A 25,002-nucleotide genomic window follows, 5' to 3' on the forward strand; every position below is an offset into this window, starting at 1 on the left:
GTGCCCATTGGCGGTGCTGAGAAGCACAGCAGTCCGGGACGCGCGCTTGCGCGCCTCGTTCAACTGACTGGGCGCGCTTGTCTGAACGGAGCGCACCGAAGGGAGCGTAGTGAGTTGTGCGCCCGTCCCGGGCTGCGAGCATCGCAAGGGAGTCGGCCCTTGGGCCGACCGCCGCCTCTGGGCGCAGCGGCTGCCCGGCCCGCGTTTGGGCCGGCACGGCCGCCCTCAAATTCAGCGACGCATTTCGGCTATCAATGGCGAGCGAGCCGGCACAACCAGCTTGCCGCCCTCCGCCTTCAGCGCGAGCCCACTCAGCGCATCGCTCACGGATACCGTGCCCGGCCACATCTCCAAAAAGCGATTCAGGTCCACCGTCGCAGCCGCATTGCCCTTGTTCAGCAGCAGCAGGATGCGCGAGGCCTTGGGGTCGTCCGGCAGGTAGCGGAACAGGGCGTAGACGCCGGCCACCGGTGCGTAGTGCATCAGCGCGCCTTCATGGATGGCGCGCTGGCCCTTGCGCCAGTTGAACAGCTGGCGGACATAGGCTTGTGCCTCGGCCTGGCGCGTCGTGAGACCGCGGCCGTTGAAGCCGTCCACCGCATCGCCGGCCCAGCCGCCGGGAAAGTCCGAACGTACCAGGCCGTCGTCGCGGTGCTTGGGGCTCTGCATCAGCAACTCGGTGCCGTAGGTGATCTGCGGAATTCGGCGTGCGGTGGCGATGTAGGCCAGGGCCGACTTCCAGGCGCCTAGGTCTTCCTTCAAAGCGGAGAAGAGTCGCGGCGTGTCGTGGTTGCCTTCGAACAGCACCAGTTGCTCGGGTGCCGGGTAGACGAAGTCATGGGCCAGGGCCTCGTAGAGCCGCATCAGACCGCTGTCGTGGCCATCGCCTTCGGTCAGCGCCTTCAGCAGGGCCTCGTGCAACGGGAAGTCCATCATGCTGGGTGTGGACGAGACGTACCCGTCGTGGTTGCGCTTGCCGCGCTGCCAGTACGAGACGATGGCCGGATGCGGCGTCCACTCCTCGCCGACGATGTTGAGCCGCGGGTACTCCTGCATCAGCCGCTCCGACCAGCGGCCCAGGAACTCGCGGTCGGAGTAGGAGTAGGTGTCGGTGCGGATGCCGCTGAGGCCGGCGTACTCGACCCACCAGATCGACATCTGGGTCAGGTAGGTCGCGACGAAGGGATTGCGCTGGTTCAGGTCCGGCATGTTGCGGCTGAACCAGCCATCGGTGAAACGCTTGCGGTCGCTGTCGGCGGCGTAGCGGTCCTGCAGAGTGACACGCGCGTGATGGGTCTCGGTGTACTCAGGCCATTGGTTGACCCAGTCCGGCGTCGGCATGTCGCGCATCCACCAGTGGCTGCCGCCTATGTGGTTGAGCACGATGTCCTGGACGAGGCCCAGACCCTTGCCGCGGGCCTCGCGGGCCAGGTCGCGGAATTCCTCGTTCGTGCCGAAGCGGGCATCGATCTTGTAGAAATCGCTGGCCGCATAGCCGTGGTAGCTGTACTTGGCGCCGTTGTTCTCGGTCAGCGGCGTCGGCCAGATCTGGGTGAAGCCCAGCTTGGCGATGTAGTCCAGGTGCTGGCGCAGTCCGGCCAGGTCGCCGCCATGGCGACCGCCGGGATTGCGGCGGTCATTGACTTCCAGCAGGCCAGTCGGCAGCGGGCGGTTGGTCACGCCTTGGGCAAAGCGGTCGGGGACGACGAGATAGATCGCATCGCGCGGGCCGAAGCCCTGGCGTTCGGCCGAGCCCGGCTCTCGCGCCAGCAGCCGGTAGCTGTGCCTGATGGCCTTGTCACCGCTGCCGAACTGGATCTGGAACTCGCCGGGCCTGGCGTTGGCGGCGATCTCCAGGTCGAGGAACAGGTAGTTGGGATTGGCGACCCGGGTGCTCTTCTTCAGCGTCACGCCGGCGGCCGCTTGCAGCTGGGGCTGCAGCTCGGCAATCCGCTCGCCATGGACCATCAGCTGCAGGGCCGGGCTCTTCATGCCGGTCCACCAGAAGGCGGGCTCGATGCGATCCAGGGTCTGGGCTTGGCTCATCAGGCTGCTGCCCAGCGCCAGCAGGGCACCGAGCTTGGAAATCCGGTTCATCGTGGCTCCCGTCGGCTTGCCGCCGGCTGTAGCAAAGTTACCTTTCGACTGCGGTCGATGGCGGCGGCAAGCATAGTGGCATTGCCTGGAGGATGCAAAGCCCCATCCGAATATCAATGTAGTTTTGCTACCATCTTCGAAAACAGGAGACATGATGAAACTGCGACTGGGCCTGCTGGTCTTGATGATGTTCGGCCGGGCCGCCCAGGCCTCCCAAGGCATGGCGGCCTGCGATGTCGAGGACTTCCAGACCTTGCTGCAGCCCGGCAGCCTGCAAGCCGAGGCGCGCGCCCATTGGCTGGACCGCACACGGCTCCAGTGGCCGGGCCAGCAGGCGGTGGCCGGCGAGCGTTGGAAGCTCCATGTCTCGGCGGCCGGCAGCCTCTCGGTCCAGGTGGGTCAGGCGGTGCAGGGCGGCGAAGCCAGCCATGAGCTGCGTGTCGATGCCGAGGCCCTGCCGGCGGCGCTGGCCGAACGATTCAGGTTTGTCGGTGCGGGCCTGAGGCTGAAGCTGGAGGCTGTGGATTCGGCGTCGCTGCACCGGGCCCAGCTGCTGCTGACGCGCGAAGACGAAGCGGGCCGGGTGCTGGCCTTCACACGCATCCAGAACGCTGGCGCTCTTGACGATCTGTACGGCGGCGCGGCCGAGGCGAAAGACCTCGGTGTCAGCATTCAAGCTCGTACCGCCACGGCCTTCAAGCTCTGGGCGCCGACGGCCCGGGCGGTCAGCGTCTGCGTCTACGACAGCGACGAGGCCAAGGCCGCGCGCATGGCCCAGCGGTTGCAGCGCGACGAGGCAACCGGCATCTGGTCGGGTCAGGCTGCGCAGGATCTGTCCGGCCGCTACTACCGCTATCTGGTCGAAGTCTTCGTGCCGGGCCGGGGCTGGGTGCTCAATCGGGTCAGCGATCCCTATTCGATCAGCCATGGCGTCGATTCGCGGCGCAGCTACATCGCCGACCTGGATGCCGCGGCGCTGAAGCCCAAGGGCTGGCAGCAGCACAGGCGCCCGGCGCCGCTGCGCTCGAACACCGACATGGCGATCTACGAGCTGCATGTGCGCGATTTCTCCATCGGCGATGCCACGGTGCCCGTCGCCCATCGCGGCCGCTTTGCAGCGTTTTCCGACAAGGCTTCGGCCGGCATGAAGCATCTGCGCCTGCTGGCACGCGCCGGCATGACGGATGTGCACCTGCTGCCGGTGTTCGACATCGCCAGCATTCCCGAATCCGGCTGCGCCACGCCCACCGTGCCCAAGGCTGCGACGGACAGCCCTGAGCAGCAGCGCGCCGTGATGGCCGTGGCTTCGCGCGACTGCTTCAACTGGGGCTACGACCCCTTGCACTACGGCTCGCCCGAGGGCAGCTATTCCAGCCAGGCGGCTGACGGTGCCCGCCGCATCGTCGAGTTCCGTCAGATGGTGCAGGCCCTGCACGAGAGCGGGCTCAGGGTCGGCATGGACGTGGTCTACAACCACACGCCGGCCTCGGGCCAGCACAGGCATTCGGTGCTGGACCGCATCGTGCCCGGCTACTACCAGCGCCTGGATGCCGCCGGAAAGGTCGAGCGCTCGACCTGCTGCGACAACACCGCCACCGAGCACCGGATGATGGCCAAGCTGATGGTCGACACGGCGGTGCGCTGGGCCCGCGACTACCGCATCGACTCCTTCCGCTTCGACCTGATGGGCCACCAGCCGCGCGCCGCCATGGAGCAGCTGCAGCGCGAGGTCGACGCAGCGGCCGGCCGCCATGTGCAGCTGATAGGCGAGGGCTGGAACTTCGGCGAGATCGCGAACGGCGCGCGCTTTGTCCAGGCTTCGCAGCTGTCCTTGAACGGATCGGGCATTGGGACCTTCAGCGACCGCTCCCGCGATGCCCTGCGCGGCGGCAGTGCTGGGGACAGCGGCAAGGCCATGCGCAGCAACCAGGGCTGGCTCAACGGCCTGGTCTATGCGCCCAACGATGCGGCGCCGATGCGCGACAAAGCCGAGCTGCTGCGCGCCGCCGACCTGGTGCGCGTGGGCCTGGCCGGCTCGCTGCGCGACTACGAGATGGAGGCCTCTGACGGCCGTCGTCGCAAGCTCTCCGAGATTGCCTACGGCGATCAGCCGGCGGGCTATGTCGCGCAGCCGGGCGAGGTGGTCAACTATGTGGAGAACCACGACAACCAGACGCTGTTCGACCTCAATGTGCTGCGCCTGCCGCGCGACGCCACGCGCGAGGAAAGGCTGCGCGTGCAGATGCTGGCTTCGGCCCTCACGGCCTTCAGCCAGGGCATCGCGTATTTCCATGCCGGCCAGGAGCTGCTGCGCTCCAAGTCGCTGGACCGCAACAGCTACGACTCGGGCGACTGGTTCAACCGCATCGACTGGAGCCTGAGCGACAACGGCTACGGCGCCGGCCTGCCACCGGAGCAGGACAACGGCAGGGATTGGGACTTGCTCCGTCCGCTGTTGGCCGACGCTTCAGCCATCAAACCGCTGCCGGCCGACATCGCCCGGTCGCGTGGCATGTTCCTGGACTTGCTGAAGATTCGCGCCAGCAGCAAGCTGCTGCGGCTGGACAGCACGGCCGAAATCCAAAAGCGGCTGAGCCTGCTCAACACCGGCCCGGCACAGAACCCGCTGGTGATGGCGGCGGTGCTGGATGGCGAAGGCCTGGCAGGTGCCGGCTTCCGTCGCCTGCTCTATCTGGTCAATGTGGGGCGCGAGGCTCAGAGCCTGGTTTTCGAGGGCGAGCGCGGCCGCGCCTACCGTCTGCATCCGGTGCAGCTTGCTGCCTCGGCGGCCGACCCCCGGGTTCGCCAGGAGGCGCGCCACGAAGCCGGCAGCGGCCGTTTCTTCGTGCCGGCGCAGTCGGCCGTGGTCTGGGTACTCGAATGAGGGTTCTTTGACGTTTGGCAGGGGGCGCAAAGCGCACTAGCATCGTTGCAGCAGGCAGTTTGGTTCGGCAAGCTCGCCGACCGGTCGTGCCGGCGCGCGAGGTGAATCATGCGAAAGCTGTTGGGTCTGGGGCTGCTGGGCGCGGCCCTGCTGCTGGCCGGTTGCGCCAGCCCGCCTAGGCTGAGTCCTACGGATCGTCAGGCGCTGTTCGAGGACAGCGCCTTCAGGCAACCCCGGACTCCCATCGACGACAAGGCCCTGTTCGAGCTGAGCCCGGCCATGCGCCAGTTCCTCAGCAAGGAAGTGGCTGACGCCGCCCGCTCCAAGGGCATACGCTGGGGGCTGATCGACGCGCTCTACCTCAAGCGCAAGCTGATCCTCGACTACGACGCGGCCGTGACCCGCACGGCCTCCGAGGCTTTCGAGTCCCGGGCTGGCAACTGCCTCTCGCTGGTCATCATGACGGCGGCCTTTGCCAAGGAGCTGGGCCTGCAGCTGCGCTACCAGACGGTGCAGACCGACGGCAACTGGAGTCGCAACGACAACGTGCTCTTCCTGGCTGGCCATGTCAACGTGAGCCTCGGTCGCAAGCTGCTCGAGAACCAGGGCTTCTCGCTGGATCCGGACTCGATGACCATAGACTTCGTGCCGCCCGAGCTGGCTCGCGGCCAGCGCACCCGCCCGATCGACGAAGCCACCGTGGTGGCCATGTACTACAACAACCGCGCGGCCGAGGCCATGGTCGAGAAGGACATGGACCAGGCCTACTGGCTGGCCCGCGCCGCCATCGAGCGCGACCCGACCTATGCCAATGCCTACAACACGCTGGGCGTGATCTACCGGCGCCATGGCGACCTGGTGGCCTCCGAGCGAGTGCTGCGGCTGGTCAACCAGCAGGATCCCAACAACCCGCAGGTGCTGGGCAACTTGATCGTGGCCCTGCGCGATCTCGGCAAGCACGGCGAGGCCGATCAGCTGCAGCTGCGGCTGACGGCCGTGCAGCCCGACCCGCCCTATGCCTTCTTCGACCGCGGTGTCCAGGCGATGAACGACGGCAACTACAAGCAGGCCCGCGAGCTGTTCGAGAAGGAGCTCAAGCGGGCCGCCTATGTGCCGGAATTCCACTTCTGGCTCGCCCAGGCGGAGTTGCGGCTCGGTGATCTGGCCAGCGCCAGCAAGCACCTGGAGATCGCCAAGGACTACAGCACGACGCTGAAGGAGCGCGACATCTACGCCTCCAAGCTGGACAAGCTGAAGGCCTACAGGGCGGCCTACAAGCAGTAGGCCGCTGGCTAGAGCGGCGGCAGGCCTTGGCGCGCTCGCGCCCGGGCGCAGGCCTCGTCGCCCAGGCCCAGCGGCGCGCGCAGCCCGAATTCGCGGCAGGGGGAGGGCCGCCATTCGTAGATGCCGCAACTGGCCTTGACGCCAACCGTGCCGACGAGGGCCGCGCAGCGCGGGCTGGCGTGGTCCGTGCCCCGCATCCGGGCCAGGCTGTGGTTGAGCTCGCCGCACAGGCCGTCGGGCACGCTGCCGCCCTCGCTCATCATCTCCTCGCGGGCGAAATCGACGCGGAAGCTGGCGCAGCAGGCGCCGCAGCGAATGCAGGGGTTGTCGTCATCGGCACGGCTCATGGCGGCAGTGTAGGTCTGGCTATCATGGCCGCCATGCGAAACGCCCTCATTGCCCTGCTGGCCGGCCTGGCCAGCATCGCCTCCCACGCCCAGCAGCTGCAGGTCAGCGACGCCTGGGCCCGCGCCACCGTGGCCCAGCAAAAGGCCAGTGGTGCCTTCTTCCAGTTGCGCGCCCAGGCCGATGTCCGCCTGGTCGAGGCCCGTTCGCCGGCAGCCATGATGGTCGAGATCCACGAGATGGCCATGGAAGGCTCGGTGATGCGCATGCGCGCCGTCGAAGGCCTGGACCTGAAGGCCGGCAAGACGGTGGAGTTCAAGCCCGGCGGCCTGCATGTGATGCTGATGGGCCTGAGCAAGCCGCTCAATGCCGGCGACAGGCTGCCGCTGACCCTGGTCTACGAGGACAAGGCCAAGAAGCGCCACGAGCTGCAGGTCCAGGCCGAGGTGCGCGCGCCCCATCCCAAGGCCCAGTGAGCTTGAAGCGGGCGCCGCGCCGATGAGACACTGGGCCTCACCCGGTCCGGAGACATGCCCATGCGTCGACTGCCTGCCGTCCTCGTTCTTCTTGCCCTGCTGAGCGGCCTGGCCGCTTCGGCGGCCGAGCTCCAGATCACGGTGCTGGACCGTGCCGGCCAGGCGCTGGCTGAGGCCGTGGTCATGGTGGACAGCAGCATGCCGGGCCAGCGGCCGGTGCCGCCGGCCGAGATCACGATTGCGCAGGAGAAGCTGCGCTTCCATCCGGCGGTCAGCATCGTGGCGCCGGGCACGCGCATCGTGTTCAGCAACAAGGACAGCTTCGACCACCATGTGATCGCCGGGCTGATGGGGCCGGGCGGCGTCTACCTGGACCCGAACCAGAACATCCAGCTGCGTCTGTCCGGCAAATCGGGGGGCCGTGTGCCCGGCAACGAGGTGCGCAGCTTCAACCAGACCGGTCCCTACCTGCTGGGCTGCCACCTGCACAGCTCGATGCGGGGCCATCTCTATGTGGCCGACTCGCCCTGGGCCCAGCTCAGCGGTGCCGATGGCAAGCTGCTGGTGGCCGGTGTGCCGGAAGGGCCGGTCAAGGTGCGCATCTGGCATGCCGACCAGTTGCTGGATGTGGAGCCGACCTCGGCTCAGTTGGTGGCCGGGGTCAACCGGCTGACCATCAAGACCCAGGTCCAGCAGCGCAAGAGCGCGGCGCCGACATCTGCCTATCCGTACTGATCGGCGCTAGCGCTCGCGGACAACGGTGACGGTGCAATCCGATTCGGCCAGCACCTGCGAGGACACGCTGCCGAGATAGCGCCGCAGGGCCGAGGCGCCGCGCGCGCCCATGACGATGTGGTCTATGCCGTTGCGCGAGGCGAACTCGATCAGGGCGGTCGCGGCGTCGGGCGCTTCCAGCACGTGGAAGGTCAGGCGGCCGTCCTCCAGGTTTAGCGCCTTGCTGATCGGCCGGGCCCAGGACTTCAGGGCGATCAGCTGCTTCACATGCAGGCTCTGGCCCTGGCTGTCGGTCAGCTCGTCCATGCCCAGGCGGGCGGTCTTCATCACGCTGACGCAGGCCAGGCGCGCGCCGGCCTCGGCCTGGACCACGCGGCGCACATGCTCGCGCAGCTGCTCCTGCAGGGCGGGGGTGGCGTTCTCGGTGTCTATGGCCGCCATGATGATGGGGCTGCGGTCCAGCTGTTCGCCCACCTTGGCGGGCGGCGCCGGCTCGGCGCCCAGGGCGAAGAACCAGCGCTTGAGGGCCTTGAGGCCGCTGCTGGCCTGGGTCTTCTCGGAGCGCCTGGTCAGGGCGACGGTGGCCGGGCTCTTGAGGTCCAGCAGCAGCTGGGCGGCGCTCTGGTAGCGGCGCTCGGGCCTGACTTCCAGGCAGTGCAACACGATCTCCTGGAACCAGGGCGGCAGGCTCGCATCAATCGCGCGCGGCGGTACCGGCTCGACATAGAGCCGGCGGCGCAGGCCGCGGACCGAGCTCGGCTGGCCGAACGGGCGCTCGCCGGTGGACAGGTGATAGAGCATCACGCCCAGCGCGAACAGGTCGCTGCGCGGATCGTTGCGGACGAACTGGACCTGCTCCGGCGACATGTAGGGCCCGGTGCCCATGGGCAGCGAGAACTCCTCTTCCAGCAGGTCGGGCAGGTGGTCATGGCGCGACAGGCCGAAGTCCACCAGCACCACGGTGCCGTCGGGCCGGAGCATGAGGTTGCTGGGCTTGATGTCCAGGTGGACCACATGCTGGCGGTGCAGGTCCTGCAGGGCCGTGGCGACCCGGATGCCTATGTCCACCACCTCTTCCAGCGGCAGCGGCGCCTCGTCCAGTCGCGGGCGAAGTGACACGCCCTCGATGCGCTCCATCACGATGTAGGCCTGGCGGGTCCAGTCGCCACGTGCGATGTAGCGCGGCACGTGCGGCCCCTTGAGCGCCGGCATCAGCATCTGCTCGACTTCGAAGCCGACGATGGTGGCCGGGTCCTCGCCGCCCTTGATGCGCGGCACCTTCATCATCAGCCGGAAGTTCTCGCCCGGCAGGGGGTCGACGCGCGAGACGCCCCACAGATTGGCCATGCCGCCCTGGTGCAGCCGCGCCTCGAGGCGGAAGCCGTCTATGACCTGGCCTTCCTGCAGTGGCGAGGCGGGGGTGGAGGGTTCGGGCATGTGCTGTGTAGGTGGCAAGACCTGGCCCCGGCCGCTATCACTCGCCCCTGAGCAGTCGCTGGGCCAGGCTCTCGGGCAAGCCGGCCGCGCGAACCCGGGCTGCAGCGGCGTCGACGTCGTAGGCTACCCGCTGAAAGCTGAGTTCACCTTGATCCGTGTCGAACATGGCGTAGCAGGCGGCCGGATTGCCATCGCGCGGCTGGCCGCAGGATCCGGGGATGGCCAGCCATTGGCGGTTGGGCAATAGCGGGATGGCCACGCCGGCCTGCGGTGTGAATTCGCCGGCCTTTCCTGTGCCGCTCAGGTGGAACAGCATGGGCTCGTGCATATGGCCGCAGAAGGTGTAGCGGGCATCGGTGGCGTGCAGGCTGCGGATCGCCTCGAGGCGGCCTTGGATGTATTCGTAGCCGCCCGGGTCGTAGGCGTTGGCATGGACGAACAGCAGCTCGCCGCGGCGCTGCGTCATCGGCAGCTGCTGCAGGAAATCAAGATGGTGGCGGCCGAGCTGGCTACGGGTCCATTCGATGGCGGCGCGGGCGTCTTCGCGCATGCTCGGCAGGGCGCCTCGGGCGACGGCACTGTCGTGGTTGCCCATCACGGCGGCGGCGCCGGCCTCGACCAGTTGCATCACCCGGTCCAGTACCCAGGCCGGGTCGCCGCCGTAACCGACGAAATCGCCCAGCAGAGCATGGCCATCGGCGCCTTGGAGCGTGGCATGGTCGAGCACGGCCTCCAGCGCTTCCCGGTTGGCATGGAGGTCGGAGATCAGGGCGAGTTTCATCAGCCTGCAGCCTGCCACGCGGTTCTGACGCCACACTGAACAACTACGCCAGGCCGCGCGGACGGGCGGCGCTGCAGTTCGTTCACAATGGCCGTCAGACCGGGGGAGTCCTCATGAAGTTGGTGTGTCGAGCCTTGCTGAGTTGTCTGCTGCTCCTGCCTGCCTGGGCAGTTGCGCAACAGCCGGCTCCCTGCACGCGTCCCTTCAAGGTGCCGGCGGCACCGATAGGCCTGAGCGTGACCATTGAAGGCGAGACGGTCGGAGGTGTCTATCCGGATATCCTCCGCAACCTCGGTGAAGGATGCCGTTTCGAATTCTCCATCGTGCCTCGGGCGCGGCTGGAGCTGATGTTCGAAGCCGGCCAGGCCGACCTGCTGATGCCGGCTTCACGGACGCCGCGTCGTGATGAACTGGGCTTTTTCGTGCCCATGGTGCGCAGCCGGCCCACGCTGATATCGATGGACAAGGATCGCCCGGCCTTGCGCTCGCTGGACGAGTTGCTGAGGCGGCGCGAACTGCGCGTGGTGCTGGTGCGTGGCTTTGACTATGGCGAGGCCTACCAGGGGCTGGCCAAGGAACTCGGAACCCAGGGACGGCTCAGTCAGGCGGTCGACGCCACCGAAGTGGCCCGCATGCTGAGTCTTGGCATGGCCGACCTGACCGTGATGGCGCCGAGCATCTTTACCGGTGCGCTGCAGAATGACGCCCGACTCAAGGCCCTGGTCAGCCGGATACGCATTGAACCGGTCGATGAACTGCCCTGGGGCGAGAGTGGCGTCTACCTTTCCAAGTCGGCCCTCAGCGCAATCGATCGCAATCAGCTGAAGGACTTGATCGACAAGGCCGGTCGCAATGGCGAGGTCTGGAAGGCCTTCCAGCGCTACTACCCGGCCAGCGTGCTGGCCGAGAGCTTCAGGCCGCGGTAGTCAGCCGATCCTGCCGAGCAGCAGGTACTCCATGAGTGCCTTTTGCACGTGCATGCGATTCTCTGCCTCGTCCCAGACCACGGACTGGGGGCCGTCGATCACGTCGGCCGAGACCTCTTCGCCGCGATGGGCCGGCAGGCAGTGCATGAATAGCGCGTCGGGCTTGGCCACGGCCATCATCTCGGCGTCAACGCACCAGTCGGCGAACGCGGCGCGGCGGGCCTCGTTCTCGGCCTCGTAGCCCATGCTGGTCCAGACATCGGTCGTCACCAGGTCGGCGCTGCGGCAGGCATCCATCGGGTCCTTGAAGACCTTGTAGCAGGACGAATCCTTGATGCCGGCCACGGCCGGGTCGACCTCGTAGCCGCTGGGCGTGCTGACGTGGATAGTGAAGCCCAGGATCTCGGCCGCCTGCAGCCAGGTGTTGGCCATGTTGTTGCCGTCGCCGACCCAGGCGACCACCCGGCCCTTGAGGCAGTCCATATCAATCGCGCCTCGGCGGTCCATGCCGCGCGCTTCAATGAAGGTGAACAGGTCGGCCAGGATCTGGCAGGGGTGGTACTCGTTGGTCAGGCCATTGATGACCGGCACGCGCGAATGGGCCGCAAAGCGCTCGAGCTTGGTCTGCTCATAGGTGCGGATCATCACAATGTCGACCATGCGGCTGATCACGCGGGCGCTGTCTTCGATGGGCTCGGCGCGGCCCAGCTGGCTGTCGCCGGTCGTCAGGTGCACGACCGAGCCGCCCATCTGGTACATGCCGGCCTCGAAGCTCACGCGGGTGCGGGTGCTGGCCTTCTCGAAGATCATGGCCAGCGTTCGATCCTGCAGCGGCTGGTACTTCTCGTAGTTCTTGAAGCGCCGCTTGATGATGGCGGCGCGCTCGAACAGGTGGCCGTATTCCTCGGCCCGCAGGTCCTTGAACTGCAGGTAGTGGCGCATCAGGCTGTCCCCCGGCTTCATGCCTTGGGCTGGGCCAGGAAGGCCTTGATCAGCGGAACCAGGATGGCAGCGATCTGGGCGGCCTCGTCGCTCGTCAGGATCAGGGCAGGAACCAGGCGAATGACCTTGTCGGCCGTGACGCTGATCATCAGGCCGGCTTCGGCCGCCTGGGCGAGCAGGGCACCGGCCGGACGGTCGAGCTCGATGCCCAGCATCAGGCCCTGGCCGCGCACTTCGACCACGCCTTCGACGCCAGCGAGGCCGGCCTTCAGCGCCGCCATCAGCTCACCGCCAACCTTGGCGGCGCTCTCCAGCAGCTTGTCTTCTTCCATGATCTTCAAGGTCTCGACGCCCGCGCGCATGGCCAGCGGGTTGCCGCCGAAGGTCGTTCCATGGTTGCCCGGCTGCATCACATGGGCCGCACGCGGCCCGCAGACCACCGCGCCCACCGGCACGCCCGAGCCCAGGCCCTTTGCCAGCGGCATCACGTCAGGAACGATGCCCGCCCATTGGTGGGCGAACCACTTGCCGGTGCGACCGATGCCGCACTGCACTTCGTCCAGCATCAGCAGGATGTCGTGCTGGTCGCAGACACGGCGCAGGCCCTGCAGGAATTCGATGCGGGCGGGGTTGACGCCGCCTTCGCCCTGAATGGTTTCCAGGAAGATGGCCGTCACGTTGGGATGCTCGACCAGGGCCTTCTCGACGGCGGCGATGTCGTTCAGCGGCACGCGCACGAAGCCTTGCACCAGCGGGCCAAAGCCGGCGTGGATCTTGGGATTTGCGGTGGCCGACAGGGTGGCGATGGAGCGGCCGTGGAAGGCCTTCTCGAAGACGATGACCTCGGGGTTCGCATTGCCACGGTCATGGCCGTACTTGCGCGCGATCTTCAGTGCGGCCTCGTTGGCTTCCAGCCCGGAGTTGCAGAAGAAGACATTGCTCATGCCCGAGATCTGCACCAGCTTGGCGGCGAGCTGTTCTTGCAGCGGCACCAGGTAGTAGTTGCTGGTGTGGATCAGCTTGGCGACCTGTTCTTGAAGCGCCGGCACCAGGCGCGGATGGCCGTGGCCCAGGGTGTTGACGGCGATGCCGCCCAGGCCGTCCAGGTATCGTCGGCCGTTCGTGTCCCAGACCCAGCAGCCTTGGCCATGCGACAGCGCAATGGGCAGGCGGCCGTAGGTCTGCATCACATGCGGCTCGGCGGACGGGACGGGGGCGTTCATCGACTCTCCAGTGCAAGGAAAACAAGGCAGTAGGGGCGTGCGAACCTGGGGACCCAGGTCGGCCGACGATTCTAAGGGTCGCCCCCTGGAGGCGCCCTTGGTCGTGCGCTATGTCAATCGAGCGGCATGACTTTGTTGTGCGCTTGCTGCGCCGCAACAAGGCACAATAGCGGCTTTGCCTCGCGAGCCTGACGCTCCGAGGTGCAAGTTCCCGCCACCGAGCCCATGAGTCTGCCGCCCAAACCGCGCGAAGTGTTCATCCAGGGAATCACCCTGGAAGGGCGTACCTTCCGGCCCAGCGACTGGGCCGAGCGGCTGGCAGGCGCGATGTCTTGTTTCCGCCCTGGCGGCGCAAAGGGCGGCATCGGCGCTTATATTGGCTACTCGCCCTATTGCGTGCCTCGCGTGATCAATGGCATCAAGTGCGTGATCGTCAATGAGGAACTCAAGGCCATCGAACCGATGGCCTGGGATTTCGTCATGAACTTTGCGCGGGACAACCAATTGCAGGTTGCCGAGGCCTGCCTGCTGCCGGAAGGCACTGGCGACAAGTCGAGCTGAGGCTGTCACCTAGGGTTTGGCCGAAGCCACAACTGAGTGGGTTGGCAGCCTGTTCGCGCGAGGGTATGCGCTAACCTTGCGGCAATGCTGCCCTTTGCCGACCAACACCAAGCCATCGATGCAGGGATGCCGTCCGTGACCTGGGTCCTGCTCCGCGGATTGACGCGCACGGGTGGCAGTTGGGGCGACTTCCCCAACGTCTTTGTCAAAGAGATGGCGCGCTTGCAGCCAGGTGCGCGCGTGCTTGTCCTGGACCTGCCCGGACATGGTGCCTTGCGTCGGCAGACCAGCCCTTCCAGTATCGCGGCCCTGGTTGACGCCTGCCGCGCCGAACTGAAGCGTCTGGGGGTGATATCACCGGTGCACTTGCTGGCAATGTCGCTGGGTGTGCTGGTCGTCAGCGACTGGGTCGCTCGGTACCCGGAAGAGGTTGGGGCGGCCGTCTTGGTCAATGCCAGATTGCGACCGTTCACGCCAATGCTTCGGCGCTTGAAGCCGCTGGAGTTCCTGCAGTTGCTGGGCTTGGGGCCATCGACGCCCGAGGTTCGCTTGTCCGCGCCGCCACCGAATCGGCGCCCCAGGATTGGGTTTGGCACGACCTGCCGTCAGTTGCTCGCTGCCGCCACCTTCAAAGCCAGCCATGCCAAGCCCCAGGCACCGATGTTGCTGCTTTGCAGCCTGGGCGATGGCATGGTCGATTGGCGTTGTTCCCAGACACTAAGCAGGACTTGGGGAGTGCCGCTTCGCATGCATACGGCAGCCGGACATGAACTGCCGCTGGACGACGCCCCCTGGGTCGCCAATGCGGTGTCGGAATGGATATCGCAGCGCATCCTGCATGGGTGAGGCCTGCATGAACTTGGTGACCCAAAATACAAAAAGCCCGCTTGCGCGGGCTTTTTGATTGCACCAGAGCTGGATTGGTTATTAGGCGGCCAGCGCCTTGATCTTGGCGGACAGGCGGCTCTTGTGACGAGCGGCCTTGTTCTTGTGGAAGATGCCCTTGTCGGCGACCGAGTCGATGACAGCTTGGGCGGTCTTGAACAGTTCGGCGGCCTTGGGCTTGTCGCCAGCGACCACGGCCTTTTGCACGTTCTTGATGACCGTGCGGAATTTGGAGCGCAGAGCCGTGTTGGCGGCGTTCAGCTTGACGTCCTGGCGAGCGCGCTTGCGGCCCGATGCCAGACGGACGGTTTTCTTCTTAGCTTTGGAAGAGGTTGCCATGCTGTGAATCTACCCAGTTGGTGCAAAGACGGCGAGTATAGCACTTTTATGATTCGATGGTAAGAGCGCCGGGCCAGACCTGGCACTGCGCTGATAATGCGGCGCCTTTCACCCGCGTCGACCCACGTCCCGATGAATCTGCTGCGCGTCGCCTCGACCGTCTCCGTCCTGACCCTGGCATCGCGAATCACCGGCCTGCTGCGCGAGAGTCTGGTCGCCGCCTTCTTCGGAGCCTCGGCACTGACCGATGCTTTCCAGGTCGCTTTCCGGATTCCCAATCTGCTGCGACGCCTGTTCGCCGAGGGTGCTTTCTCGCAAGCCTTCGTACCTGTGCTGGCAGCAACGCGAGCCAAGGAGGGCGATGAAGCGACTCGGGAACTGATCGATGCCGTCGCTACGGTGCTGGTCTGGGCGTTGCTGCTGACCTGCATTCTCGGCGTCGTCGGTGCCCCAGTGCTTGTGTGGATGCTGGGCGCCGGCCTGACCGAGCCGGGCCGCGAAGCCTCTATCGTGATGACCCGCTGGATGTTCCCCTACATAGGCTGCATGTCCTTGGTAGCGCTGTCGGCTGGCATCCTGAATACCTGGCGGCGGTTCATGGTGCCGGCGGCAACACCGGTGCTGCTAAACATCTCCGTGATCGGTGCGGCCTGGCTGTTGGTGCCAAGGCTGCAGACGTGGGGCTACCAGCCCATTTATGCCCTCGCCATAGGCGTCATGCTGGGGGGGATGTTGCAGCTGGCCGTCCAGTGGCCGGCATTGCGGCGACTCGGCGTGCTGCCGCGCATTGGCTGGCGGCCTTCCAGCGTGGCGGCAGCCTGGCGCCAGAGCGGTGTCCGGCAGGTGCTGGCACAGATGGCCCCTGCCTTGCTGGGCGTCTCGGTGGCCCAACTGTCGCTGATGATCAACACGCAGATTTCGACCTTCATTGGCGAAGGCGTGGCCACCTGGGTCAGCCTGGCTGATCGCTTGATGGAATTCCCCATCGCTTTGCTGGGCGTGGCACTGGGCGTGGTGCTGACGCCTCAGTTGTCGGCGGCCCAGGCCAAGGGGGAAGGGCAAGGCTATTCCGACCTGCTTGACTGGGGCCTGCGCCTTGTGTTGCTGTTCGGCCTGCCCTGCGCCGTGGCCCTGCTCGTGTTCCCTGAACCCATGGTGGCTGTGCTTTACCACTACAAGAAGTTCAAGGCGCTGGACGTGGAAAACACGGCGCGCGCGGTCATGGGCTACGGGGCGGGGTTGATGGGGCTGGTGGCCATCAAGGTGCTGGCACCGGGCTACTACGCCAAGCAGGACACGCGCACGCCGGTGAAGATCGCCGTCGGTGTGCTGGTCCTGACCCAGTTGCTCAATGCCGTCTTCGTGCCCAAGCTGGGCGCGGCGGGCCTGACCTTGTCCATAGGCATGGGCGCGATGCTCAACGCCGGTCTGCTGCTGTGGGGCTTGCGCCGTCGAGGCAGCTACAAGCCGCTGCCCGGCTGGATGCTGTTTTCCTTCCGCGTGCTGATGGCCAGTGCGGCCATGGGTGGCTTGCAATACCTGCTGGCCACGCGCATCGACTGGCTGGCCCTGGGACAGAGCGGCGTGCTGCGGGCCCTGGCAATGGCCGGCAGCCTGACGGCTTCGGCCTTGCTCTATTTCGCGGTGCTGCTGCTGAGCGGCCTGAAGCTGCGCCAATTTGTGCGGCGCGGCTGATCCTCTCTACACTCGGGCCATGACTTCGTCGCTGCGTCTGCATGCGCCCTCGGCTCTGGAGTATTTCGCCAGCCTGGTGGCCGATGACGCGAGCATCAATCTGCTGGAGGCGGCCATCGCCATCGGCCAGGACGAATTCCCCCAGCTCGACGTGCAGGCCGTCCAGGCCGAGATCGACACCCTGGCCCGCCGGCTCTTGCAGCGTCTGCCGGCCGATGCGCCCAGTGCTCACCGCCTGCGTGCCCTGAATCGTTATTTCCACACCGAGCTGGGCTTTGCCGGCAACGTGAACAACTACTACGAGGCCGGCAACAGCTACGTCCACCATGTGCTGGCGACGCGCCGCGGTATTCCCATCACGCTGGCCGTGATCTATCTGGAACTGGCCAGTCAAGTCGGGCTGCAGGCGCGAGGCGTGGCGTTTCCGGGGCATTTCCTGGTCAAGCTGCACCTGTCGCAGGGCGAGGTGATGCTGGACCCGTTCAGCGGCCGTTCGCTGTCGCGCAACGAACTGGACGAGGCCCTGCAGCCCTACCGCCAGAGCGCCGGCCTGGCCGGCGATGTGGAGCTACCCCTTGAGCTGTTCCTGCAGCCGGCATCGCCCCGTCAAGTGCTGGCGAGGATGCTGCGGAATCTGAAGGAAATCCATCGTGCCCAGAGCGACTGGGACCGTTTGCTGCCGGTGCAGCAGCGTCTGGTGCTGCTGTTGCCGGACGAGCTGACCGAGCGCCGCGACAGGTCCCTGGTGCTAGAAGCGCTGGGTCACTGGAGTGCTGCGGCTGCCGACCTCGAGTTCTATCTGGACCGGGCAGAGCAGGCGCCAGACCGCGCCGAACAACGCCAGCGCCTCGACGCCCTGCGGCGCCGCGACGGCCCGGCTCTGCATTGAGCCCCGCACATAGAATCGGCGCCGACTTTCCTCTCGGGCGCCAGCCCCTCCCTGAATGAAACTCAGCCATCGCCAACGCCTGACCCTGGCCTGGATAGGCCTGGCCCTGGTCGGCCTGGCGCTGATCTGGCTGCTCAAGCCGGTGCTCGCCCCGTTCATCGCGGCGGCCGTCCTGGCCTACGCGCTGCAGCCGCTGGTCGAAAGGCTGACCCGCCGCCGCGTGCCGCGCGTGTTGGCCGTGGCACTGGTCGAGGTAGGGGCGGTGCTGGTGCTGCTGGCTATTGCGCTGCTGATCGTGCCCATCCTGAGCAAGGAGCTGCCGCTGCTGCGCGAGCAGATCCCCGTGCTTGCCCAGCAAGCCAATACCCATCTCGCGCCCTGGCTCAAGCAGTTCGGCATCCAGGTTTCGCTCGACGTGCCCAGCATCAAGGCCTTCGTGCTGAAGTATCTGGACGCCAATCTGGAAGACTGGCTGGGCACGGCGCTGAGCTCGGCCCGCATCGGCGGCAGCCTGCTGCTGACTCTGGTGGGCAATCTGGTGCTGCTGCCGGTGGTGGTGTTCTATGTGCTGAACGACTGGCCCCAACTGGTCGAACGGGCCTGGAGCCTGGTGCCACCGCGCTTTCGCGAGCCGGTCGGCGGCTTTCTGTCCGAATGCGACCAGATGCTGGGCCAGTACCTGCGCGGCCAGCTGATGGTGATGGCGGCACTGGCGGTCTTCTACAGCGTGGGTCTGGCGCTGGCTGGGTTCGACCTGGCCCTGCCGATTGGCGTGTTCACCGGCCTGGCCGTCTTCATTCCCTACCTGGGCTTCGGCCTGGGCCTGCTGCTGGCCCTGCTGGCCGGCGTGCTGCAGTTCGCCAGCCTGTACGGCGTGCTGGCCGTGGCCGTGGTCTTTGGCCTGGGGCAACTGGTCGAGGGCTTTTTCCTGACACCGCGACTGGTCGGCGAGCGCATAGGCCTGTCGCCGCTGATGGTGATCTTTGCGCTGCTGGCCTTTGGCCATTTGTTCGGCTTCGTCGGCGTGCTGATAGCGTTGCCGCTGAGTGCCCTGGGGGTCGTGGCCTGGCGCCGCACCCGCAATGCCTATCTGGACAGTCCGCTGTACCAGGGCTGATGAGTGAGTTCTTGTCTTGTTGAAGCAGATTCCGCTGGCCATCGCGCCTGATCCCGAGTTCACCTTCGATAACTTCGTGCCCGGTGCCAACTCCGGCCTGCTGGCTCAGCTGCGCCAGCTGGCTGTGGGGGCGCCGCCGGTCTTCCTCTGGGGCCCGCCGGGCAGCGGCAAGACCCATTGCCTGCGTGCCCTGGCCCAGGCCTGGCAGACCGCGGGCGCCCAGGTCGGCTGGTACGACGCCGACACCATCCTGCCATGGGACCTGCCGGCTCAACCTTCGCTGCTGCTGCTCGACGACTGCGACCGCTTCGATGCCGGCCAGCAGCATGCGGCCTTCACCTTGTTCGTCGAGGCGGCCACCCAGGGCCTGGCCGTGGTCGCTGCCGGTTCGGCGCCACCGGTGGACCTGGAACTGCGCGAGGACCTGCGGACCCGGCTCGGCTGGGGTCCGACCTTTGCGCTGCAGCCGCTGTCGGAGGCCGAAACCCGTTCCGCCCTGCGCCGGGAGGCTGACCGCCGTGGCATCTTCCTGGGCGACGAGGTGATGGACTACCTGCTGACCCGCTTCGCCCGCGATCTCAAGCACCTGATGAAGTTGCTAGATCGGCTGGACGAGTTCGCCCTGGCCCACAAGCGGGCCGTGACCGTGCCCCTGCTGCGCCAGATGCTGGCCGACGAGAGCCCTCAAGATTCCACACCCGCCCCATGAACCTGACCCTGTTCGACCTCGACGGCACCCTGATCCCGCAGGATTCCGACCATGCCTTCGGCGAGTTCATGGTCCGCATAGGCTGGGCCGACGGCGCCGCCTGGGCGGCCCGCAATGACGAGTTCTACGCCCAGTACCAGCGGGGCGAGCTGGATGTCGATGCCTATATCGAATTCGCCACCTCGGTCTGGCGTTCGCGGGAGCCGGCCGAGGCCGAGGCCGCCCGGGTCCGCTTCATGGCCGAGGTGATGGCGCCGCTGATGCGCGACAATGCGCGCGCCCTGGTGCGCCAGCATCAAGACGCAGGGGACCTGGTGGCCGTAGTCACCGCGACCAACGAGTTCGTCACGGCGCCCATCGCGGCGGCCTTCGGTGTCGAACACCTGATCGCGGTGCGGCTGCAGCGCGATGCGGCCGGCCGCTATACCGGCCACATCGACGGTGTGCCTTCGTTCCAGGCCGGCAAGATCAGCCGGGTGCGTGATTGGCTGGCAGAGCAGGGCAAGTCCTGGCAGGACTTCGAGCGGATCAGCTTCTATAGCGATTCGACCAATGACCTGCCGCTGCTGGAACAAGTCAGCCACCCGGTGGCGACCAACCCGACGCCGGCGCTGGAGGCGGTTGCCCGCGAGCGCGGTTGGCCCATTCTGAAACTCTTCGCATGATCAAGAAATTCATCGACAAGCTGCTGGGCAAGCCCGCCAACGGGACCCCCAAGCTGGGCAAGCGGGTCGAGATCCAGGCCGCCGAGCATGGCATCGACCCCCAGTTGCTGGACGAGCGCGCCGTGCGCGTGGTGCAGACGCTGACCGAGGCGGGGCATGAGGCCTACATCGTCGGCGGCGCGGTGCGCGACCTGCTGCTGGGCCAGCGGCCCAAGGATTTCGACGTGGCCACCGATGCCACGCCCGAGCAGGTCAAGAGCCTGTTCCGGCGCGCCTTCATCATCGGCCGGCGCTTCCGCATCGTCCATGTGGTCTATGGCCGCGGTCGCGAGCATGAGGTGATCGAGGTCTCGACTTTCCGGGCTCTGCCCACGGCCGAAGGCGCCGAGCAGGTCACCGGCAACGAGAAGACCTCCAAGGCCGAACTGGCCGGCAAGGCCCATGTGGTGGACGCCGAAGGCCGGGTGCTGCGCGACAACGTCTGGGGCCCGCAGATCGAGGATGCTGCTCGCCGTGACTTCACGGTCAACGCCATGTACTACGAACCCCAGCGCCAGGTGGTGGTGGATTATCACGGCGGCCTGGCCGATGCCCGCAAGCACGTGTTGCGCATGATTGGCGACCCGGCAACGCGCTATCGCGAGGACCCGGTGCGCCTGATCCGTGCCGTGCGCTTTGCCGCCAAGCTGGGCTTCGAGCTGGAGGCCAAGACCAAGGCGCCGGTCAAGGCCAGCGTGCCCTTGCTGGCCAATGTGCCGGCCTCGCGCCTGTTCGACGAGATGATCAAGCTGCTGCAGACCGGCCATTCGCTGGCGAGCCTGGAGCAGTTGCGCAAGCTGGGCCTGGCCCGCGGCGTCTTCCCCATACTGGATGCGATGCTGGATGCCGATGGCAATCTGCCGGCCGGCACCCGCGGCAACTTCGTCCGCCAGGCTTTCGAGGACACGGACCGCCGGGTGGCCGAGGGCCGTGGCGTTTCGCCCAGCTTCATGCTGGCCTGCATGCTTTGGCACGAGGTGCTGGACCGCTGGACCAAGGCCCGTGAGGCTGGCGAGCCGGCCATCCCGGCCCTGCAGCAGGCGATTGATGCCGCATTCGATGCGCGCATCGGCGACATCTCGGGCCGCGGCAAGCTGGCGGCGGATATGCGCGAGATCTGGATGATGCAGCCGCGCTTCGAGCGCCGCAGCGGCAGCGGGGTGTTCAGCCTGGTCGAGCAGCCTCGCTACCGCGCCGGCTTCGACTTCCTGCGGCTGCGGGCCGATGTTGGCGAGGTCGATCCGGCCCTGGCCGACTGGTGGGAGGATTTCGCCCTCGGCAGCGATGAGGAGCGCGAGGCGCTGCTGGCCGATGCCCGCGAGAAGGACAGCAAGCAGCGCCGGGTCGCCAAGCCCCAGCCGCGCAAGGATTCCCAGCAGTCGCCGGCCGCCGCAAAGCCGACTGATGACGAGCTGGGCGGCGAGGAGGGCGGCAGTGCGCCGGCCAAGAAGCGCCGCCGCCGTCGTCGCCCCTCCGGTGCGCGCCGTGCTGAAGGCGCGGGCGGCACCCCCAGCCAAGACTGACGATGAGCGAGCTCGCCTACATTGGCCTGGGCGCCAATCTGGGCGATACCCGGCTGGCGCTGGAACAGGCGCTGGCGGCACTCGCGGCCTTGCCTGACACAAGGCTGCTAGCCGTCTCGGGCGCCTACCGCAGTGCGCCTGTCGATGCCGGTGGCCCGGACTTCCTCAATGCCGTGGCCCTGCTCGAAACCCGGCTGACACCCGAAACCCTGCTTGATGCCTTGTTGGCCATCGAGCTGGAGCAGGGGCGCGAACGGCCCTATCGCCATGCGCCCCGCACCCTGGATCTGGACCTGCTGTTGCAGGGCCAGGCCCGTGTCGAAACGGCCAGGCTGAGCCTGCCGCACCCACGGCTCCACCTGCGCGCCTTTGTGCTTCAGCCCCTGCTGGAGCTGTCGCCCGACTTGCAGATCCCGGAATTGGGGAATCTTCGGTCCCATCTGGCGGCGACGGACGGGCAGGCTATTGAACGCCTCCCGATTACACTCTCGCCCGTGCCGCGCATGACGCGGTGATGACAATCAAATCCCCCAAGTCGTTGCAATAGAAGTGATGGCGGGCCACCGGGCCCGGAACCGCACACAGGAGTCTCCATGTTCTTTGGCAAGCTGCTGCCCCGCGAGGGCAATTTTTTCGAGCTGTTCAATCAGCATGGAACCCAGATCGTCGAAGGCGCGCGCGCCTTTATGCTGATGATCCAGAATTACGGCGACGCCACGCTGCGTGAGAAGTACGCGGCCGAGGTGGATTCCGCGGAGCACCAGGCCGACCGCATCACCGCCGAGGTGAACCGCCTGCTGCACCGCACGTTCATCACGCCCATCGACCGCGAGCAGATCCATGGTCTGATCAATGCGATGGATGACATCCTGGACCTGCTGCAGGACTCCAGCGAGACCATGTCGCTGTACGACGTGCGCTCCATCCCCGAGGAAGTGCTGCGGCTGGGCGACCTGTCGGCCAAGTGCTGCGAGCGCGTCCAGCATGCCGTGACCCTGCTGTCCAAGCTCAGCGAGCCCAAGACGGCCGAGGCCGCCATCAAGACCTGCGAGGAAATCGACAAGCTGGAAAGCGATGCGGATCGCGTGATGCGTGCCGCCATGTCCAAGCTGTTCCGCGAGCAGGACGACGTGCGCGAGCTGATCAAGCTGAAGGCGATCTACGAACAGCTGGAATCGATCTCGGACCGCTGCGAAGACGTGGCCAACCTGATCGAGGGCATCGTCCTCGAGAACTCCTGATCGAGTCCGCAGATGGAATCGGTACAGGTTGCCCTGTGGGTCGTCACGCTGCTGGTCGTGCTGGCAGTGATGTTCGACTTCATGAACGGCTTTCACGACGCGGCGAACTCGATCGCCACGGTGGTTTCCACCGGCGTGCTGAAGCCGCAGCAGGCGGTGCTGTTTGCCGCCTTCTTCAACTTCGTGGTCATCTTCGGGATGAGCAACTACGGGGTGGCTGCCACGGTCGGCAAGGGCTTCGTCCAGGCTGGCGTGGTTGACCATCACGTGGTGTTCGGCGCCCTGGTCGGCGCATTGACCTGGAACGTGATCACCTGGTGGTACGGCATCCCTTCGAGCTCCTCCCATGCGCTGATGGGCGGCATCGTGGGCGCCGTGATCGCCAAGTCCGGTGCCAGCGCCCTGATCGCCTCTGGCATCATGCGCACGGTCGCCTTCATCGTGGTGTCGCCGCTGCTCGGCTTCATCCTGGGCTCGCTGCTGATGGTGGCGGTGGCCTGGATCTTCCGCCGCACGCCGCCCTTGAAGGTGGACGGCTGGTTCCGTCGCTTGCAGCTGGTTTCGGCCGGCCTCTACAGCGCCGGCCACGGCAGCAATGACGCGCAGAAGACCATAGGCATCATCTGGATGCTGCTGATCGCCACCGGCCATGTGTCGGCCGATGCCAAGGCACCGCCCGCCTGGGTGATCTGGGCCTGCTTCGCTGCCATCGGCGCGGGCACCATGTTCGGCGGCTGGCGCATCGTCAAGACCATGGGACAGAAGATCACCAAGCTCAAGCCGGTCGGCGGTTTCTGCGCCGAGACCGGTGGCGCGATGACCCTGTTCCTGGCCTCGGCCATGGGCATCCCGGTCTCGACCACGCACACGATCACCGGCGCCATCGTCGGTGTGGGTTCGGTGCAGCGCGTGTCGGCCGTCCGCTGGGGCGTGGCCGGCAACATCGTCTGGGCCTGGATCTTCACGATCCCGGCGTCGGCCTTCATGGCCGGCGTCTGCTACTGGCTCAGCTTCACGATGTTCTGAAGCCCGCCAGGCTCCAATGAAAGAGGCCCGCTTCAAGCGGGCCTTTTCTATTCCTGCTGGCGGCCTATTGACTGATGCTCTGGGCTGCCTCGACCTGGCTTTCAAAGTAGCGCTGGGCGCTGAACGCAATCGTGGTCATCAAGACCGCGCCGCCTATCATCAGGCAGGCGATCACGCCAATGACGGCACCCCAGCCGGTCTGGCGGCCGGCCTGGCCCGGGTTGTGCTGCGCATCCCAGCGTTCGTCCGGCGTCAGGCCATAGATGATGCCGTTGAGCATGGCGTAGCTCAGCATCAGCCCCAGGATGGGCATCAGCACCCAGGCGAGCCGGTCGTCCTGGCCGAGCTGATCCATGCGCTGGATGCCGTACACGCCGACCAGGGTGGGCCATGGGTGCAGCCAGGCCAGTTTGTCCTTGAGGCCATGGACGTAGAGTCGATGCAGGCCGAAGGCGCCCAGGCCCAGGGCCAGCCAGGTGGCGGCCGTCTTCGATTTGTACAAGCTCATGGTTTCGGCGCCTCGGGAGAGTTGCCATCGCCTTGACCCAGCTGGCGCTGCATCAGCACCACGTCGAGCCAGCGGCCGAACTTCCAGCCCGAGCTCTTGAGGATGCCGGTGTCCTCGAATCCCAGGGCGCGATGGACCCCAATCGATCCGCGGTTCTGCGAGTCGCCGATCACGGCCAGCATCTGCCGGGCGCCCAGCGCCTCGCAACGGGCGATCAGCTCGGCCAGCATCAGCTTGCCTATGCCCAGGCCTTGGCTGTCCGGATGCAGGTAGATCGAATCTTCCAGGCAGAAGCGGTAGGCCAGGCGAGGGCGGAAGTAGTTGGCGTAGGCGTAGCCCAGGATTCGGCCCTGGCTCTCTGCCACCAGGTAGGGCAGGCCGCGCCCCAGGACTTCGCCGCGACGGCGAGCCATTTCGGCGACGTCGGGCGCTTCGGTCTCGAAAGTGCCCGTGCCATGAAGCACGGCATGCTGGTAGATCGCCTGGATGGCGGACAGGTCGGCCTCGGTGCTGGGGCGTATCAGCAGGCCGGTTGCGGTGGGCGTAGAAGAGATTTCTGTACTCATTGGCAGGATTTTGACCGGCCGAGTCTATAATGCCGGGTTCTGGTGCTGGTCAGCCGTGGTGGCTGGCGTATCTACAGCGCCACCTACGGTGCAAGGTCCGGATCAGATT

The 25,002-nt window shown here is 66.5% G+C and carries 25 protein-coding genes; 16 read left to right on the forward strand and 9 right to left on the reverse strand.

Annotated features, from left to right (window positions below):
• Positions 1-231: 231 nt before the first annotated feature.
• A complete protein-coding gene (locus tag QT382_RS01145; RefSeq protein ID WP_289252211.1) occupies positions 232-2,097 on the reverse strand; it encodes a glycoside hydrolase family 13 protein in 1,866 nt (621 codons plus the stop codon).
• A gap of 154 nt (positions 2,098-2,251) precedes the next feature.
• Here QT382_RS01145 and QT382_RS01150 point away from each other — a divergent pair, with 154 nt between their 5' ends.
• Positions 2,252-4,981, forward strand: coding sequence for an alpha-1,6-glucosidase domain-containing protein (locus QT382_RS01150; RefSeq protein ID WP_289252212.1), 2,730 nt, complete (start codon positions 2,252-2,254; stop codon positions 4,979-4,981).
• Between the two features lie 108 nt (positions 4,982-5,089).
• On the forward strand, positions 5,090-6,265 hold the full coding sequence (locus QT382_RS01155) for a tetratricopeptide repeat protein (RefSeq protein ID WP_289252213.1): 1,176 nt from the start codon (positions 5,090-5,092) through the stop codon (positions 6,263-6,265).
• Positions 6,266-6,273: 8 nt separating this feature from the next.
• On the opposite strand, the gene QT382_RS01160 is transcribed toward QT382_RS01155, so the two are convergent.
• Positions 6,274-6,612, reverse strand: coding sequence for a YkgJ family cysteine cluster protein (locus tag QT382_RS01160; RefSeq protein ID WP_289252214.1), 339 nt, complete (start codon positions 6,610-6,612; stop codon positions 6,274-6,276).
• Between the two features lie 33 nt (positions 6,613-6,645).
• Between QT382_RS01160 and QT382_RS01165 the strand changes: the two genes are divergently transcribed.
• Together QT382_RS01165 and QT382_RS01170 are read left to right on the forward strand one after the other, a co-directional pair.
• Positions 6,646-7,086: a copper chaperone PCu(A)C gene (locus tag QT382_RS01165; RefSeq protein WP_289252215.1), complete on the forward strand. Its 441-nt coding sequence runs from the start codon at positions 6,646-6,648 to the stop codon at positions 7,084-7,086.
• A 60-nt stretch (positions 7,087-7,146) separates the two neighbouring features.
• Entirely contained in the window at positions 7,147-7,821 is a 675-nt protein-coding gene (locus tag QT382_RS01170; protein WP_289252216.1) for a cupredoxin domain-containing protein, read from the forward strand.
• A gap of 6 nt (positions 7,822-7,827) precedes the next feature.
• Here QT382_RS01170 and QT382_RS01175 read toward each other — a convergent pair whose 3' ends face one another.
• Together QT382_RS01175 and QT382_RS01180 are read right to left on the reverse strand one after the other, a co-directional pair.
• Entirely contained in the window at positions 7,828-9,258 is a 1,431-nt protein-coding gene (locus QT382_RS01175) for a serine/threonine protein kinase (RefSeq protein WP_289252217.1), read from the reverse strand.
• Positions 9,259-9,295: 37 nt separating this feature from the next.
• Positions 9,296-10,039: a metallophosphoesterase family protein gene (locus tag QT382_RS01180; protein ID WP_289252218.1), complete on the reverse strand. Its 744-nt coding sequence runs from the start codon at positions 10,037-10,039 to the stop codon at positions 9,296-9,298.
• A gap of 236 nt (positions 10,040-10,275) precedes the next feature.
• Here QT382_RS01180 and QT382_RS01185 point away from each other — a divergent pair, with 236 nt between their 5' ends.
• Positions 10,276-10,965, forward strand: a complete 690-nt coding sequence (locus QT382_RS01185) for a substrate-binding periplasmic protein (RefSeq protein WP_289252219.1) — start codon at positions 10,276-10,278, stop codon at positions 10,963-10,965.
• Here QT382_RS01185 and argF read toward each other — a convergent pair whose 3' ends face one another.
• Positions 10,966-11,928 (reverse strand): ornithine carbamoyltransferase, encoded by a 963-nt coding sequence (gene argF, locus QT382_RS01190; RefSeq protein ID WP_289252220.1) that lies wholly within the window; start codon positions 11,926-11,928, stop codon positions 10,966-10,968. It lies immediately after the preceding gene.
• Complete coding sequence (locus QT382_RS01195; protein WP_289252221.1) at positions 11,925-13,130, reverse strand: aspartate aminotransferase family protein; 1,206 nt, start codon at positions 13,128-13,130, stop codon at positions 11,925-11,927. Before QT382_RS01195 ends, argF begins: the two co-directional genes overlap by 4 nt.
• 225 nt (positions 13,131-13,355) lie before the next feature.
• Between QT382_RS01195 and QT382_RS01200 the strand changes: the two genes are divergently transcribed.
• Both QT382_RS01200 and QT382_RS01205 read left to right on the forward strand, forming a co-directional pair.
• The gene (locus QT382_RS01200) at positions 13,356-13,691 is read left to right on the forward strand and encodes a DUF3579 domain-containing protein (protein WP_289252222.1); all 336 of its coding nucleotides are present in this window, start codon (positions 13,356-13,358) and stop codon (positions 13,689-13,691) included.
• A gap of 84 nt (positions 13,692-13,775) precedes the next feature.
• Positions 13,776-14,537, forward strand: a complete 762-nt coding sequence (locus tag QT382_RS01205) for an alpha/beta fold hydrolase (RefSeq protein WP_289252223.1) — start codon at positions 13,776-13,778, stop codon at positions 14,535-14,537.
• Positions 14,538-14,618: 81 nt separating this feature from the next.
• Here QT382_RS01205 and rpsT read toward each other — a convergent pair whose 3' ends face one another.
• On the reverse strand, positions 14,619-14,915 hold the full coding sequence (gene rpsT / locus QT382_RS01210) for a 30S ribosomal protein S20 (RefSeq protein WP_289252224.1): 297 nt from the start codon (positions 14,913-14,915) through the stop codon (positions 14,619-14,621).
• A 132-nt stretch (positions 14,916-15,047) separates the two neighbouring features.
• Here rpsT and murJ point away from each other — a divergent pair, with 132 nt between their 5' ends.
• The 9 genes from murJ to QT382_RS01255 all read left to right on the forward strand — a co-directional run bounded on the left by murJ (position 15,048) and on the right by QT382_RS01255 (position 23,819).
• Positions 15,048-16,610 (forward strand): murein biosynthesis integral membrane protein MurJ, encoded by a 1,563-nt coding sequence (murJ, locus tag QT382_RS01215; RefSeq protein WP_289252225.1) that lies wholly within the window; start codon positions 15,048-15,050, stop codon positions 16,608-16,610.
• A gap of 19 nt (positions 16,611-16,629) precedes the next feature.
• Positions 16,630-17,499 carry a SirB1 family protein gene (locus tag QT382_RS01220; protein ID WP_289252226.1) on the forward strand — a complete coding sequence of 290 codons (870 nt, stop codon included), beginning with the start codon at positions 16,630-16,632 and terminating at the stop codon, positions 17,497-17,499.
• Positions 17,500-17,554: 55 nt separating this feature from the next.
• Positions 17,555-18,616 carry an AI-2E family transporter gene (locus QT382_RS01225; RefSeq protein ID WP_289252227.1) on the forward strand — a complete coding sequence of 354 codons (1,062 nt, stop codon included), beginning with the start codon at positions 17,555-17,557 and terminating at the stop codon, positions 18,614-18,616.
• Positions 18,617-18,635: 19 nt separating this feature from the next.
• Positions 18,636-19,325: a DnaA regulatory inactivator Hda gene (gene hda / locus QT382_RS01230; RefSeq protein WP_289254666.1), complete on the forward strand. Its 690-nt coding sequence runs from the start codon at positions 18,636-18,638 to the stop codon at positions 19,323-19,325.
• The gene (locus QT382_RS01235; RefSeq protein WP_289252228.1) at positions 19,322-19,990 is read left to right on the forward strand and encodes a histidinol-phosphatase; all 669 of its coding nucleotides are present in this window, start codon (positions 19,322-19,324) and stop codon (positions 19,988-19,990) included. The genes hda and QT382_RS01235 overlap by 4 nt, the downstream gene beginning before the upstream one ends.
• On the forward strand, positions 19,987-21,552 hold the full coding sequence (gene pcnB, locus QT382_RS01240; RefSeq protein WP_289252229.1) for a polynucleotide adenylyltransferase PcnB: 1,566 nt from the start codon (positions 19,987-19,989) through the stop codon (positions 21,550-21,552). The genes QT382_RS01235 and pcnB overlap by 4 nt, the downstream gene beginning before the upstream one ends.
• 2 nt (positions 21,553-21,554) lie before the next feature.
• Positions 21,555-22,067, forward strand: a complete 513-nt coding sequence (folK, locus tag QT382_RS01245) for a 2-amino-4-hydroxy-6-hydroxymethyldihydropteridine diphosphokinase (RefSeq protein WP_289252230.1) — start codon at positions 21,555-21,557, stop codon at positions 22,065-22,067.
• 78 nt (positions 22,068-22,145) lie between these two features.
• Positions 22,146-22,793: a DUF47 domain-containing protein gene (locus tag QT382_RS01250; RefSeq protein WP_289252231.1), complete on the forward strand. Its 648-nt coding sequence runs from the start codon at positions 22,146-22,148 to the stop codon at positions 22,791-22,793.
• A 12-nt stretch (positions 22,794-22,805) separates the two neighbouring features.
• Positions 22,806-23,819 carry an inorganic phosphate transporter gene (locus QT382_RS01255; protein WP_289252232.1) on the forward strand — a complete coding sequence of 338 codons (1,014 nt, stop codon included), beginning with the start codon at positions 22,806-22,808 and terminating at the stop codon, positions 23,817-23,819.
• A 64-nt stretch (positions 23,820-23,883) separates the two neighbouring features.
• On the opposite strand, the gene QT382_RS01260 is transcribed toward QT382_RS01255, so the two are convergent.
• Entirely contained in the window at positions 23,884-24,327 is a 444-nt protein-coding gene (locus tag QT382_RS01260; RefSeq protein WP_289252233.1) for a hypothetical protein, read from the reverse strand.
• A complete protein-coding gene (locus QT382_RS01265) occupies positions 24,324-24,893 on the reverse strand; it encodes a GNAT family N-acetyltransferase (protein ID WP_289252234.1) in 570 nt (189 codons plus the stop codon). Before QT382_RS01265 ends, QT382_RS01260 begins: the two co-directional genes overlap by 4 nt.
• Positions 24,894-25,002 lie beyond the last annotated feature (109 nt).

The organism is Pelomonas sp. SE-A7 (genome assembly GCF_030345705.1).
In the GTDB taxonomy this organism is placed as follows: Bacteria; Pseudomonadota; Gammaproteobacteria; order Burkholderiales; family Burkholderiaceae_C; genus JAUASW01.

Excerpts from the sequence above, each read along its gene's own strand:
- QT382_RS01145 (WP_289252211.1), bottom strand. The coding sequence starts at position 2,097 with ATGAACCGGATTTCCAAGCTCGGTGCCCTGCTGGCGCTGGGCAGCAGC.
- QT382_RS01150 (WP_289252212.1), top strand. The coding sequence starts at position 2,252 with ATGAAACTGCGACTGGGCCTGCTGGTCTTGATGATGTTCGGCCGGGCC.
- QT382_RS01155 (WP_289252213.1), top strand. The coding sequence starts at position 5,090 with ATGCGAAAGCTGTTGGGTCTGGGGCTGCTGGGCGCGGCCCTGCTGCTG.
- QT382_RS01160 (WP_289252214.1), bottom strand. The coding sequence starts at position 6,612 with ATGAGCCGTGCCGATGACGACAACCCCTGCATTCGCTGCGGCGCCTGC.
- QT382_RS01165 (WP_289252215.1), top strand. The coding sequence starts at position 6,646 with ATGCGAAACGCCCTCATTGCCCTGCTGGCCGGCCTGGCCAGCATCGCC.
- QT382_RS01170 (WP_289252216.1), top strand. The coding sequence starts at position 7,147 with ATGCGTCGACTGCCTGCCGTCCTCGTTCTTCTTGCCCTGCTGAGCGGC.
- QT382_RS01175 (WP_289252217.1), bottom strand. The coding sequence starts at position 9,258 with ATGCCCGAACCCTCCACCCCCGCCTCGCCACTGCAGGAAGGCCAGGTC.
- QT382_RS01180 (WP_289252218.1), bottom strand. The coding sequence starts at position 10,039 with ATGAAACTCGCCCTGATCTCCGACCTCCATGCCAACCGGGAAGCGCTG.
- argF (WP_289252220.1), bottom strand. The coding sequence starts at position 11,928 with ATGAAGCCGGGGGACAGCCTGATGCGCCACTACCTGCAGTTCAAGGAC.
- QT382_RS01195 (WP_289252221.1), bottom strand. The coding sequence starts at position 13,130 with ATGAACGCCCCCGTCCCGTCCGCCGAGCCGCATGTGATGCAGACCTAC.
- QT382_RS01200 (WP_289252222.1), top strand. The coding sequence starts at position 13,356 with ATGAGTCTGCCGCCCAAACCGCGCGAAGTGTTCATCCAGGGAATCACC.
- QT382_RS01205 (WP_289252223.1), top strand. The coding sequence starts at position 13,776 with ATGCTGCCCTTTGCCGACCAACACCAAGCCATCGATGCAGGGATGCCG.
- rpsT (WP_289252224.1), bottom strand. The coding sequence starts at position 14,915 with ATGGCAACCTCTTCCAAAGCTAAGAAGAAAACCGTCCGTCTGGCATCG.
- murJ (WP_289252225.1), top strand. The coding sequence starts at position 15,048 with ATGAATCTGCTGCGCGTCGCCTCGACCGTCTCCGTCCTGACCCTGGCA.
- QT382_RS01220 (WP_289252226.1), top strand. The coding sequence starts at position 16,630 with ATGACTTCGTCGCTGCGTCTGCATGCGCCCTCGGCTCTGGAGTATTTC.
- QT382_RS01225 (WP_289252227.1), top strand. The coding sequence starts at position 17,555 with ATGAAACTCAGCCATCGCCAACGCCTGACCCTGGCCTGGATAGGCCTG.
- QT382_RS01235 (WP_289252228.1), top strand. The coding sequence starts at position 19,322 with ATGAACCTGACCCTGTTCGACCTCGACGGCACCCTGATCCCGCAGGAT.
- pcnB (WP_289252229.1), top strand. The coding sequence starts at position 19,987 with ATGATCAAGAAATTCATCGACAAGCTGCTGGGCAAGCCCGCCAACGGG.
- folK (WP_289252230.1), top strand. The coding sequence starts at position 21,555 with ATGAGCGAGCTCGCCTACATTGGCCTGGGCGCCAATCTGGGCGATACC.
- QT382_RS01250 (WP_289252231.1), top strand. The coding sequence starts at position 22,146 with ATGTTCTTTGGCAAGCTGCTGCCCCGCGAGGGCAATTTTTTCGAGCTG.
- QT382_RS01255 (WP_289252232.1), top strand. The coding sequence starts at position 22,806 with ATGGAATCGGTACAGGTTGCCCTGTGGGTCGTCACGCTGCTGGTCGTG.
- QT382_RS01260 (WP_289252233.1), bottom strand. The coding sequence starts at position 24,327 with ATGAGCTTGTACAAATCGAAGACGGCCGCCACCTGGCTGGCCCTGGGC.
- QT382_RS01265 (WP_289252234.1), bottom strand. The coding sequence starts at position 24,893 with ATGAGTACAGAAATCTCTTCTACGCCCACCGCAACCGGCCTGCTGATA.